At 51.8% G+C, this 13059-nt stretch carries 9 protein-coding genes; all 9 read right to left on the bottom strand.

Annotated elements, in window-relative coordinates; all coding sequences use genetic code 11:
- Nucleotides 1–3099 (bottom strand): DUF4082 domain-containing protein (locus VFG09_03835; protein HET6514265.1); only part of this gene is annotated, 3099 nt, incomplete at its 3' end.
- A 179-nt stretch (nt 3100–3278) separates the two neighbouring features.
- Nucleotides 3279–4022, bottom strand: a complete 744-nt coding sequence (locus VFG09_03830) for a 16S rRNA (uracil(1498)-N(3))-methyltransferase (GenBank protein ID HET6514264.1) — start codon at nt 4020–4022, stop codon at nt 3279–3281.
- Between the two features lie 19 nt (nt 4023–4041).
- Nucleotides 4042–5145: a molecular chaperone DnaJ gene (gene dnaJ / locus VFG09_03825; GenBank protein ID HET6514263.1), complete on the bottom strand. Its 1104-nt coding sequence runs from the start codon at nt 5143–5145 to the stop codon at nt 4042–4044.
- A complete protein-coding gene (gene dnaK, locus VFG09_03820; protein HET6514262.1) occupies nt 5142–7061 on the bottom strand; it encodes a molecular chaperone DnaK in 1920 nt (639 codons plus the stop codon). Before dnaK ends, dnaJ begins: the two co-directional genes overlap by 4 nt.
- A gap of 2 nt (nt 7062–7063) precedes the next feature.
- Nucleotides 7064–7639 (bottom strand): nucleotide exchange factor GrpE, encoded by a 576-nt coding sequence (grpE, locus tag VFG09_03815; GenBank protein HET6514261.1) that lies wholly within the window; start codon nt 7637–7639, stop codon nt 7064–7066.
- A gap of 41 nt (nt 7640–7680) precedes the next feature.
- Nucleotides 7681–8706 (bottom strand): heat-inducible transcriptional repressor HrcA, encoded by a 1026-nt coding sequence (hrcA, locus tag VFG09_03810; GenBank protein ID HET6514260.1) that lies wholly within the window; start codon nt 8704–8706, stop codon nt 7681–7683.
- 105 nt (nt 8707–8811) lie between these two features.
- The gene (gene nadC, locus VFG09_03805) at nt 8812–9645 is read right to left on the bottom strand and encodes a carboxylating nicotinate-nucleotide diphosphorylase (GenBank protein HET6514259.1); all 834 of its coding nucleotides are present in this window, start codon (nt 9643–9645) and stop codon (nt 8812–8814) included.
- Nucleotides 9646–9716: 71 nt separating this feature from the next.
- Entirely contained in the window at nt 9717–10202 is a 486-nt protein-coding gene (locus VFG09_03800; protein HET6514258.1) for a hypothetical protein, read from the bottom strand.
- Nucleotides 10195–12897 carry a valine--tRNA ligase gene (locus tag VFG09_03795; protein HET6514257.1) on the bottom strand — a complete coding sequence of 901 codons (2703 nt, stop codon included), beginning with the start codon at nt 12895–12897 and terminating at the stop codon, nt 10195–10197. Before VFG09_03795 ends, VFG09_03800 begins: the two co-directional genes overlap by 8 nt.
- Between the last annotated feature and the right edge of the window lie 162 nt (nt 12898–13059).

The following is a 13059-nucleotide window of genomic DNA, read 5'->3' as shown; positions in this document are numbered from 1 at the left end:
CACATCACTGCGGAATTTAACACCCAGTTCTACGGCCTTGGTGTCGCTTACCGATGCGTAGGTCGGTGTCGCCGTGTTGCTCCAGATGGTTGAAGCAGCCGAAACCTGAAGGGTTGCCGTGGCAGTCTTTCCGCTGTATGTGGCGGTAATGGTGTGGGAACCGGCAACGGTCGCGGTGCAGACAGCTCCTGTGCATGAGCCGTCCGGTGCAATCGAGAAGGCCGTTGAAACGGTGACATCACCGAGGCTGTTGCTGTACTGGTCAAAACTTGCTGCCGTATAGCTCTGGCTGCCTCCCGTGTTGATCGTTGCCGATGCAGGACTGATCGTGATATGGTCGAGGGGTCCGGCATTCACCGCAAGGGTTGCCGTGGCAGTCTTTCCGCTGTATGTGGCGGTAATGGTGTGGGAACTGGCAACGGTCGCAGTGCAGACAGCTCCTGTGCATGAGCCATTGGGTGCAATCGAGAAGGCCGTTGAAGCAGTGACATCACCGAGGCTGTTGTTCGATGCATCAAAGGCCTGAACCGTATAGCTCTGGTTTCCTCCTGCAGTGATCGTTGCCGATGAAGGACTGATTGTGATATGGTCAACGGCTCTGCCATTTACCGTGAGTGTTGCCGTAGCCGTCCTTTCACTGTTAGTCACTGTCACCAGGTGTGACCCTGCAACAGTCGCCGTGCAGGTACCCTTCGTGCAGAACCCATCTGGTGCAATCGAGAAGGCCGTTGATCCGGTGACATCACCGAGGCTGTTGTTCGATGCATCTAAGGCCTGAACCGTGTAGCTCTGGTTTCCTCCTGCGGTGATTATTGCCGATGAAGGACTGATCGTGATATGGTCAACGGCTCCAGAGTTTACTGCGAATACAATGTCCACCCAGTAGTTGTTAGAGTTAACGGTTTGGTTTGGAAAACCGCCGGGACCGTATTGATACAGACCGTCTGGCCCGTCCAGTCCGTCTCTTAGTGATTGGAGGGGATTTCCAGCGGTGGCGTGGTAGAAAGAGAAATACCAGGGGTTAACTGCATAATGTCCTGCGTTCGTATGGTACGACGCAATATACGTGGTATATGCAGTGATGGGAACAGGGTTAGGCAAAGCTACCGTCTGCCAGCCTGGGTCCACAGTTTCATTGGTAAAGGTCACGGTGGCAAGAAGTTCACCCGTGCCCGTCCAGAGATTGCCGATATGGGTACCAGTGTTATCCGTTCCCTTGTAGAAACGTAATCCCGTTATGTAGCCGTTCACATCACTGCGGAATTTAACACCCAGTTCTATAGGATTTGGGTCGTTAGCCGATTCGATGAACGGGTTCGCTGTATCATTCCAGATGCTGTATGACTGCATCGGAATCACTCCCCAACCGCTCAGTGGCACATTCAGCGTCGGAATATCTGATGGGATGCTGAGATTCGCAGTCTTTGCACCTCCTGATTCAGGTGAAAAGACTACCTGAACAGTACAGGACGATGAAAGATTTGGGGAAGAAAGATAGTCCTTTAAGGTTTTGCCTGAACAAGAATCGTACAGAATGACAAATTCAGAGGCATTCGTACCTGCAATTTCAATCGTACCAAGAGAAAGGTCCGCTGCCCCTCCGTTTGAGACAATGAATGTCTGTGCCGCAGATGAGGTCGCCGCTGTCACATTCCCAAAGTCATTCTTTGACGGAAAGACCGAGATGTTTAAATCTCCTGCAAGACCACCCGGTGCAGCGCTTAAGTATACTACAGCATCTCCGGTGAATGGCGGAGTGAAGTCATGGTTGTCGCTGCTCACTGTTATTCTGCCCGTAGAAGGAATGCTGCCGGAACTGGGATCAAACCATTCATAATTATAGGTTCCAGCAGAAACATTTACGGAGAATATTGTACCAGCGGTCGGTTGATAAACGAGATATTCATTACCGGGGTTGGCGAGACAATGGGCAGTTGATGACAGGTCACTCCGAGGAATCATGGCAACCAGATTTATTTTGTTGGCATAGACAAGGGTTTGCCCCATAGCTACTCGGGTCCGGTCTTTTTGCAGATAGCCGGAAAGGAGATTGTCCATGTAAAGTGGATTATACCCTCTCAAAAAACTCTTCCATACCCAAGCTTGGCTGCCAACCTCGGCGGCTAAGTGGTCTGTGTCGAGCAAAACGACCTTCGTGCCGTCCGCTGCCGGAGGATCGCTATCAACAGGAGCTGGGAAAGTAGGAGAAACCCATTCCGCCGTACTGTTAAATAAGGCACTATTACTCTCTTGGCCCATCACCGTTATGCCCACCGGATGCCGCTTTGGCTTTGTCCTTTCATAATCATGGATGAAGTCGACCATATGATACTGCCAATCCACTGAGTCAGAAGCGCTCTGATTAGATATTTCGTAGAGGATGTTGTCGAAATGATTCACGGTATCGATCACTTTCTTGACATAATTCTCTTGAATAGCGAGGAAGTCAGAATTTTGGAGGGTCTGAATTTCATTCCCAATACCGTCACCGTTCAGATCGCCATTGATCCCGTTTATATTGTTTTCGCTATTGAAAGGATGTCCTCGCCAGGTCTCCGGGGTGTCTAAGCCGAATCCCTGGAAGAGCATAATGCTCACATAAATTCCCTTGTCATTCGCTGCAGCGACTCGCGAGAGCAAACGGTCGAAATAGGCTTGATTCAGCTGGCTCAGATCAAACTTCGGCTTGTCATCCAATGCATTGTCGATTCCCGTGCGAGCATATGGGAGTGGTTCATAATAATCTGCAGCCGCCCATCCCTGCGCGTAGACCCATCCTTCGAAGATCCACATCCGAATGAAGTTATGATTCTGTGTCTGCACTATATCCAATAGTGTATTCCATGCATTGTCAGACAAAACCTCCAAAGGGCCGACCGACGCAGACCCCGACGAGACGTCAACTGCCCCGGAATCGAGTAGGCTGTTCCAATTATGAGATCCGGTTAGATAGATCGCTTTTCCACTGCCGTCTGTAAAATAACGGCCATTGGAAGAAACGCTCAACGGGGTTCCATAGGCTCCGCCCACAAAAAAAGATGGAAATACAAATAGACAAATAATGAGAAGTACTGATTTCAGGAACTTTGGAGTGTGCATACCGTCCCTTCTCGGCTTTTGATAAATTTGTACCTCCAAGAAGGGCTTTTGTCAAGAGATGTTTGAAGCTTGCCAGCCGCCAGGTTTAGACAGGATAGGCACCGGAGTTAGAGGAAAAGATTTGAAATGCTTACTCCTATTAAGGTAAAGTCATGTATGCCCAGGAAGCAGAACAGGAACTATTGGAAAGGAGAGTTCAGATCCCCAAAGAGAAACTGAACTATCGCCACTGCAGAAATCGCAGCAGTTTCTGAACGGAGGATGCGTTTTCCGAGAGATGCCGTCAGAAACTCCCTCGACTCAGCAACCCTGACTTCTTCCCCTGTAAAGCCTCCTTCAGGACCAACGGCAATCATGAAAGACCGAGAATCTCCCTTCATCTTCAGTGCATCCGCCAGCCTCATTCCTCCCTTTTCCCAGAAGATGATGCCGTGATGGGAGGCGGCAGTCGAGCCGGAAAAAGAAGCGAGAAGATCGCCGAAGAGAACCGATTCATGGATCACAGGGACCATCGACCTCCCGCATTGCCTTGCCGCATCTTCTGCAATCTTCCTCCATCTTTCGACCTTCCTTGTATCCTTTACCTGGCTTCGTTCGGTCACTGCAGGGATGATCTCACTGACTCCGAGTTCCGTCGTCTTCTGGATAACGAGATCCATCTTCTCTCCCTTCAGCAGACCCTGGATCAGCGTAATCTGAATCGGAGACTCGGCATCATAGGAAGTGATATCAATTATCTCGGCCACAATATCTTTTTTCGAGATCCCCTTAATTATGGTCCTGTAAGAGAGGCCCTTGCCGTCGAAGACCGTCACTTCCTCCCCTACGGAGCATCTCAGGACAGTCGTCAGATATCGTGCCTTTTCTCCACTGATCCGTATTTCATGAGTCGGCTTTAAAAGGGGAAGGAATATACGCGGCATAGAGGATGACGGAAGTGATCTATTTTTCGGCGCCCGTAAAGATATCTTTCAACTTATCTTTAAAAGTTTTTGCCGCCTTGTCATGACTGATCTGCGCGAATTCCTCGAGCAGCTCGCGCTGACGCGGAGTAATGTGCTTTGGGACCTCAATGTTCACAACGACGATTTCGTCACCCTTGCCGTGTCCGCCGAGTTTCGGAATGCCTTTTCCTTTGATGTGGAATGCCTTTCCAGGATGGGTACCGGGAGGTACTTTCAGGCTGGTGGCACCGTCAAGGGTAGGGACTTCCACCTCGGCTCCAAGGACAGCCTGGGGGAATGTTATGTGCATCTCATAATAGACATCATTACCTTTCCTCACAAAGGTAGGATGGTCCCTGATATCGATCATGATATAAAGATCACCGGGAGGCCCGCCCCGCGTGCCGGGCTCCCCTTCTCCCGACATTCGTAATCTCGATCCGGAATCTACACCCGGCGGTATCCTTACCGAAATCGTTCGGACTTTTCTGACCTTTCCCTCCCCTTTGCAGGATGTGCACGGGTCGGTAATGATCTTGCCCGTCCCCTGGCAGGAGCCGCATGTCTTCGAAACGCTAAAGAATCCCTGCTGGAACCTGACATGTCCGCTCCCTTTGCAGTTTGGGCAGGTGACCGGCGGTTTCTCAGGTCTAGAACCGGTTCCGCTACAGGCCGAACAAGTCTCCCATCGTGGAATCTCGATGTTCTTCTCTGTTCCGAAAGCCGATTCCTCAAGTGTTATGTCAAGGTCGTATCGGAGGTCGCTGCCCCGCGAGGGTCTCTGCCGGCGCTGGCCTGAAAAGGTTCCGAAGAAATCCCCAAAGATGTCTTCAAAAATATCCCCGAAGCCTGCACCGCCAAAGCCTCCGTAGCCGGCCCCCGGAGCCTCAGCGGTCCCACCATATCTGTCATAATGGGTGCGCTTCTCGGGATCGCTGAGGACCGAATAGGCCTCGTTGATCTCCTTGAACTTCTCCTCTGACTCCTTGTTACCGGGGTTTCTGTCAGGATGATATTTGAGAGCGAGCCCCCTGAATGCCTTTTTAAGTTCGGCTTCCGTCGCATTCTTTGAGACGCCGAGGAGAGTATAATAGTCCTTCATTTCTCTTTCTTATCGACTTCTTCGAATTCAGCCTCAACGACCTCTTCTTCAGGGGCCTTTCCCTGCTGAGCCTCGGCAGAAGGTCCGGCACCGGCGCCAGCCTGGGCACCTGCCGCCTTATAGACATGTTCGGCTATCTTGTGGGACGCCTTTGTGAGATTTTCGGTCGCAGCTTTGATTTCTGACGGATCCGTGCTCGTGTCCTTGATCTTCCTGCATTTCTCAAGGGCCTCTTCAATCTCTCTCTTCTCAGCATCCGTCAGTTTATCGCCATATTCCTTCAGTGACTTGTCGACACTATAGACGAGTGTATCGATCTCATTCCGCGCTTCTGCGAGCTGCCTTTTCTTCCGGTCATCTTCAGCGTGAGACTCCGCGTCACGCATCATTTTCTTGATCTCTTCTTCGTTCAGGCCGCTCGATGCCGTTATTCGTATCGATTGTTCTTTTCCTGTTCCGAGGTCCTTCGCCGAGACATGGAGGATACCATTGGCATCAATATCAAAGGAGACCTCAATCTGGGGGATACCCCTAGGGGCCGGCGGGATACCGACAAGCTCAAATACGCCGAGAAGTTTATTATCTCCCGCCATCTCCCTCTCTCCTTGATGGATCTTGATCGTGACAGCGGGTTGGCTGTCACTGGCAGTTGAGAATATCTGACTCTTTTTCGTCGGTATCGTCGTATTCCGCTCGATGATCTTCGTGAAGATGCCGCCGAGGGTCTCGATACCGAGGGAAAGCGGTGTTACGTCGAGAAGAAGAACCTCTTTCACTTCGCCCTTCAGCACGGCCGCCTGGATCGCGGCGCCCACTGCCACGACCTCATCGGGGTTTACCGACCTGTTCGGCTCTTTGCCATAGAACGACTGTACAACCTGCTGGACCTTCGGCGTACGGGTCTGGCCGCCGACGAGAAGGACCTCGTCAATATCCTTCGGGGAAAGATTTGCGTCAGAAAGGGCCAACTTGCAGGGTTCGATCGTCTTATCGATGAGATCCCCGGTAAGCTGCTCAAGTTTCGCCCTTGTAAGCTTCATGAGGAGATGTTTCGGCCCCGTCGCGTCAGCCGTAACAAAGGGGAGGTTGATCTCAGTCTCGCTGGCAGTCGAAAGTTCTATTTTGGCCCTTTCCGCAGCCTCTTTCAGCCTCTGAAGGGCCATTCTGTCCTGCTTCAGGTCTATGCCCTGCTCCTTCTTAAACTCTTCGACCATCCAGTCGATGATCCTCAGGTCAAAGTCATCACCGCCAAGATACGTATCTCCATTCGTTGACTTCACCTCTATGACCCCTTCTCCTATCTCGAGCACCGAGATATCGAAGGTGCCGCCGCCGAGATCATAGACGGAGATCTTCTCCTCCTTCTTCTTGTCCATCCCATAGGCGAGGGACGCGGCCGTAGGCTCATTAATGATCCTCAGGACGTTGAGTCCGGCTATCTTTCCGGCATCCTTTGTCGCCTGTCTCTGACTGTCGTCAAAATAGGCCGGCACGGTTATGACCGCCTCTGTCACGGTCTCCCCAAGGTAATCCTCGGCCGCCTGTTTCAGTTTCTGCAGTATCATTGCCGATATCTCAGGCGGCGAGTATCTCTTTCCCCGTATCTCCACATGGGCGTCTCCGTTCGGTGCCTCAACGATCTTGTAGGGTAATCTCTTTCTTGCGTGGTCAACCTGGGGTGAATTGTACTTTCTTCCCATCAGTCTTTTTATTGAAAATATGGTATTTTCAGGGTTTGTGATCGCCTGTCTCTTCGCTATCTGGCCGACGAGCCGCTCGCCCTTTTCCGTGATCGCCACAACAGAAGGCGTCGTCCGTGTACCTTCCTGGTTCGGTATGACTACGCTCTCGCCGCCCTGTACAACAGCAACAACAGAGTTTGTAGTGCCCAAGTCTATTCCTATTGCCTTTCCCATTTCTATTCCTCCTCTGATTTCTTGCTATTCTGCACGCTCGCCTCAGTTTCTGCTCCGACCGACACTCTTTTTGAGACTGACACTAAAGAGGGTCTCAAGACCTTGTCTGCAAGCAAATAGCCCTTCCTGAATTCTTCCACCACGGTCTTGTCCTCAAGATCGGATCTGTCGACCTGGCACATGGCGTGATGTACTGAAGGGTCAAAGGGCCTCCCCACCGCAGGTATCGCCGTGAGACCGAACTTCTCCGTAACTCGTTGGAATTCCCTGAGGGTTATCTCGACACCTTTCACAAGACCTTCGTTGACCGAATTCCCAGAATGCCGCAAGGCCATCTCGAGATTGTCGATGACAGGGAGCATCTCATACAAGAGCGCTTCGTTACCATACTTGACGAGCTCTTCCTTGTCCTTCTGCACCCGCTTCTTGTAGTTCTCAAACTCAGCATAGAGCCTAAGATACCTATCTCTTAATTCGGCCAGGTCGTTGTCAGCTGAAGGTTTCTTTTCACCCGTATCTTCCGCTGGTTTCGCTTCCATTGTCTCTTCTTTTTCCTCTTTGCCAACGTCTTCGTCCACACTAACCTCCTCGGTATCCATAAAACGTGATGACGTGAATCCTATCGTTCCGTCAGGACCCGCGTCAGGAATTTTGCCGTTGTATCAACGATCTCTATCGCCTTGAGATAGTCCATTCTCGTCGGTCCAATAATCCCTATGGTCCCGATATGCCTGTCACCCTCCTTGTACGAGGAGACCACCATACTCATCTTCTTCAACTCTGTTGCGGAGTGTTCGGAACCGATGACCACGTTCACCCCTTCAGACTCCGAGAGTCTATCGAGGACTTTTATGATGAGATGTTTGTCTTCAATCGTCCTTGAGATCTCCTTGATCCTGTCAAGGTCTGAAAAATCAGGAAGTCCCAGCACCTCTGAGAACCCCGAGATGAAGAGATCATCCGAGTCGAAATGGAGCGCCTCCTCACATATCCGTATGGCACGCGAAATCAGGGAATCGCAGAGGATCTTGTCACGCTCCATCTCCTTTACAACCCTTGATCGAATTTCGTCGATCGTATAACCAGTAAACTCGGCATTGAGATATTCTGAGATCCTCATAAGGTCACGCTGCGTCATGTCGCAATCGCATCGGAGGACCTTGTTCTCAACGACGCCTTCGTCAGTAAGGAGCGTTACCGCCAAATACCCTTTTTTGTACCGGAAAAAGTTTATCCTCCTCAATGTCGTCTTCTCTCGCTTCGGCGGGAGGGCCACGCCGAGATAGTGGGAGCGGAGTGAAAGCATCCTCGCGATTTCGCCGAGAAGACCATTGATATCAGTCCTGATATTTTCGAGTCTTTCCGAGAGCTCATGTGCTAGGGCAGCCTCATTCGAAACCTCACGCCTATGGAGGTGGTCAACATAGAACCGATACCCCTTGTCCGTCGGGATTCGTCCGGCCGAGGTGTGAGGCTGCCTCAGAAAGCCCAGTTCCTCGAGATCGGCCATGATGTTCCGTATTGTTGCCGGTGAAAGGTTGAAGGCGTACTTCTTTGTTACGAATCGCGACCCCACGGGATCGGGGTTCGTGATATAACTCTCAACCACTGCCCACAGTACCCTTTCCAGTCTTTCGTCAATCATGCCTTTCACCTCGCGTTAGCACTCTAACAGAGAGAGTGCTAATAATGTAACAATTAAGCTTTCGGTGTGTCAAGACGAAGGAGAGCATCTTCTCAGAAGAAGTCATCACCCCACGATCTTCATGCTGATATCGGCAGCGGGCGCGGAATGGGTGAGAAGACCCACAGATATAAGATCGACGCCTGTTTCAGCAACGGCACGCACCCTCCCAATGCTCATGTTGCCCGACGCCTCAAGAAGGACCTTCCCCTTTGCGACCTTCACGGCCTGACTCATGTCTTCAAGAGACATGTTATCGAGCATAATGACATCGGCACCCGCGCGAATTGCCTCCCGGAGGTCTTCAAGATTCTCCACCTCAACTTCTATCTTCATGAGGCGATGTGCCTCCCTCGCTGCGCTGACAGCCTTTCTCACGCTCCCTGCAGCCTCGATATGGTTATCCTTGATCAGGATGCCGTCATACAATCCAAACCGGTGATTGTGGCCCCCGCCCATCCTCACCGCATATTTCTCCATGAACCGCAGTCCCGGAGAGGTCTTTCTGGTATCCATGATCTTCACATGAGTACCCCTGACCCTCTTGACGAACGCGCCGGTAAGTGTGGCGATGCCTGAAAGTCTCTGGAGGACATTGAGGCCCACACGTTCACTGGTGAGCAGCGCCCTTGTGCTTCCGGATATCTCTGCGATGACATCTCCCCGCTTCACCACCGAGCCCTCGCGAGAAAAGATCTTCCAATCCGTCTTCCCGTCAACGGCGTTGAATGCTTCCATGGCAAAGGGGATACCTGCGACGATAAAACCAGCCTTTGCGACAATCGCTGCCCTTGACTTCTGATCTTCAGGAACGATGAGCGTCGTTGTGATATCACCGTTCCCTATGTCCTCTTCAAGGGCAAAACGGATGCTCCTCCTGACGTGGTAGGGTATATACATGGCGCTAAGGACCGGGAAGGGAGAGCAGGCTCACATTACCTCTTACCCTTCCCACCGTTCATCTCCTCTGTCTATCTCTTCCTGAAAAGCGAGAAGAACCCGAGGATCCCTCCGAAAACGGCGCCGAGGGCCAGCGCAGAGCGCCAGTCAAGGAGCGTCGTCATCTCTCCTTCGACTCTGTTTGCTATGGTGAGAATCGATGCAGAGTTTTCAGCGGTAATTGTTCTCGCGCCCATAATGCCGACGGCGCTCCTGCTCACCGTGGTACTATCCCTCGACAGCGATATCTGCGAGAAGGAGTAATTTAGACTAACAGCATTGCCCGCTGTAACGACGCTTATCCCCTGATTAAGAGTGATATCTCCACCACGGACAATCGTCGAGGCGCTCTGGGTCATCTCAACCCGTTCACCGTCCAGACTCAGAGCCCCGACCTGCTGAAGTTCTACGTGTCCTCCTTCAACGGATCTTACCGTACTCTGCCTGATCGTGAGAAATTCTGCTTCTACGAATTCCAGGTCTGCACCTGCGAGCTCTTTCACTTCCGGATCAGCCATTCTTGACCTCCACTTCCTTCAGCCTTTGAATACCCAGCTCAAGCCTCTCGTCCCTCTGCATGAGTTCCTGATGCTTTGCCTTTTCCTTTTCGACAATATCCCTTGGCGCCCTTTTCAAGAAGTCATCATTCATCATCTTCCTCTCCAGAAGGCCCAGTGACTCTTCCACTTTTTTCTTCTCCTTCATGAGCCTGTCAATCTCAGCAGTAATATTGAGAAGCCCTTCAAGGGGTACATAGATCTCAAAGGAGTCTTTAACCGCCGTGGCAGCTCCCTTTGGCCGTTCTATCCCCCTTCCTATCGTCATCTCCGTAACCCTCGCGAGCCTCTTGATGAAGGAGCTGTTCTCCATCAGTACCTCAGAGGCCCTGTCGGTAAAGGTCCTCACAAAGGCCCTCACCTCGAGGCCGGGAGAGATGTTCATCTCTCCCCTGACATTCCGTATACCGACAACGGCCTCCATGAGATAAAACATCTCCTCTTCAGCGTCATGATCCCTCGGTAGGTCAGTGGGATAGGGTGATATGACTATGCTTTCCCCGGACTTCTCTCCCGCCTTCCCTATGCTCTGCCAAACCTCCTCAGTAACAAATGGCATAAAGGGATGGAGCAGGCGCAGTGAACTATCAAGCACGGAGAGCAGGCAGGAGATCGTTTCAGCCTTGTCGCCGGCATCACTGTAAAGGGCATCTTTCGACATCTCTATATACCAGTCGCAGAACTCGTGCCAGATGAACTGATAGATGCTGCTCGCAGCATCATTAAACCGGTAGTCCCCAAGGGCCTTGTTGACTTCCTCTGTTGTGGCGGCAAGTCTGGACAAGACCCATCTTCCGGCCAGGTCTTTAACCGCACGCAGACCACTCTGACGCACATCCGCCGCAACACCCGCAGCTTCTGCATTCATCATAACGAAGCGCGCCGCATTCCAGAGCTTGTTCACAAAATATCGGTAGCCTTCAACACGCTCTTCGGAGAAACGTATGTCTCTCCCCTGCGCAGCAAAGGCCGCAAGGGAAAATCTGAAGGCATCGGCTCCGTACTTCTCTATCATGATAAGGGGGTCCACAACATTGCCCTTTGACTTCGACATTTTTTGTCCCTTTGAGTCCCTCACAAGGGCATGGATGTAAACGTCCCTGAAAGGAACGGCCTCCATGAACTTTATTCCCATCATGCTCATCCTTGCCACCCAGAAAAAGAGGATGTCAAAGCCGGTAACGAGCACGCTTGTGGGATAGAAGGTCCTCAGGTCGGCTGTTTCATCAGGCCATCCCAGGGTAGAAAAGGGCCAGAGGGACGATGAAAACCACGTATCGAGGACATCTTCGTCCTGGACCAATTTCAGCGAACCGCAATAAGGACATTCCCTGGGTGTCTCACGGAGAACGACGACCCCCTTCCGCCTCCTGCAGTCTTCATTTTCCATCTCCTGACAGTACCATACCGGTATCCTGTGCCCCCACCATATCTGCCGTGATATGCACCAGTCCTTGATATTCTCCATCCATGAAAAATACGTGTTCTCCCAGGTGCCGGGGACTATCCTGATCCTACCGTCTTTGACCGCTGTCATAGCCTCGCCGGCAAGGGGCTTCACACTTACATACCACTGGAGGGTCGAGAGGGGTTCAATAATCGTCTTACACCGGTAGCAATGCCCCACGGAATAGCGATATTTTTCCTCCTTCTCGAGGAGACCGGCTTCCTTTAAATCTTTGACAACCCTTCTCCTGCATTCATATCTGTCCATTCCGGCATAGACCCTTCCGGCGTCTTCGGTCATCCTTCCCCTATCGTCAATGACGGTGACAAAGTCCAAGGGGGGGCTTTGACGTTTTGCCATCGCCTCGTCGTTGAAATCATGGGCCGGCGTCACCTTAACAGCGCCGGTGCCGAAGGAAGGATCGACGGCGCTGTCGGATATTACCGGAATGGCTCTGCCCGTGAGCGGGAGTTGAAGGGTCTTACCGATGATGTCCCGGTAACGTTCATCTCCAGGATTGACAGCCACCGCCGTATCTCCAAGCATGGTCTCGGGCCGTGTCGTTGCAACGATGACATATCCTCCGCCATCAGAGAGGGGGTACCGAAGGTACGTAAGAAGGCCATCGAGTTCTTCGTGTTCGACCTCAAGATCAGAGAGAGCCGTGTGGCATCGCGGACACCAGTTGATGAGTCTGTTATCACGATAGATAAGCCCTTCTTCATAGAGCCTGACAAAGACTTCCCTTACTGCCCTCGAGAGTCCTTCGTCGAGAGTAAACCGCTCTCGTGACCAGTCACAGGATGCCCCTATCCTCTTCAGCTGGTGGATGATCCTGCCGCCATATTCGGCCTTCCATTTCCATATCCTCTCAATGAAGGCCTCTCTCCCGAGGGTGTTTCTGTCAAGCCCTTCCTTTGCGAGCTCCCGCTCCACCACATTCTGTGTAGCGATCCCGGCATGGTCAGTGCCAGGGACCCAGAGGCACCGATAGCCCAGCATCCGCTTCCACCGTATGAGGATATCCTGGAGCGCTGCGTTCAGGGCATGGCCCATATGGAGAGAGCCGGTGACATTCGGCGGAGGGATAACGATGGAGTATGGTTTTCCCCCGGAAGCCTCGGGACTGAAATAGCCTCTTTCAGACCAGAGGGTGTACCACTTCCCCTCGATTCCCTTGGGGTTATAGCTCTTTTCCAATTCTTTCATCGTAACGTTATTCAAAGGAACTCTGTGAGGGAGCGTGAAACAAGGCTTGATAATGCGTGATGAAGGCAGGAGATGAACACGGGTCTTAGAATGATAATTCCTTCTCTCTCCTCAGCCCTTCATATATTCATCCTTCTTGATTATATACGTTCTTTACATGTT

Source organism: Thermodesulfovibrionales bacterium (assembly GCA_035686305.1).
Taxonomy (GTDB): domain Bacteria; phylum Nitrospirota; class Thermodesulfovibrionia; order Thermodesulfovibrionales; family UBA9159; genus DASRZP01.
Note: the sequence above shows the minus strand (reverse complement) of the source record. Positions and strands in the feature narration are given on the sequence as shown.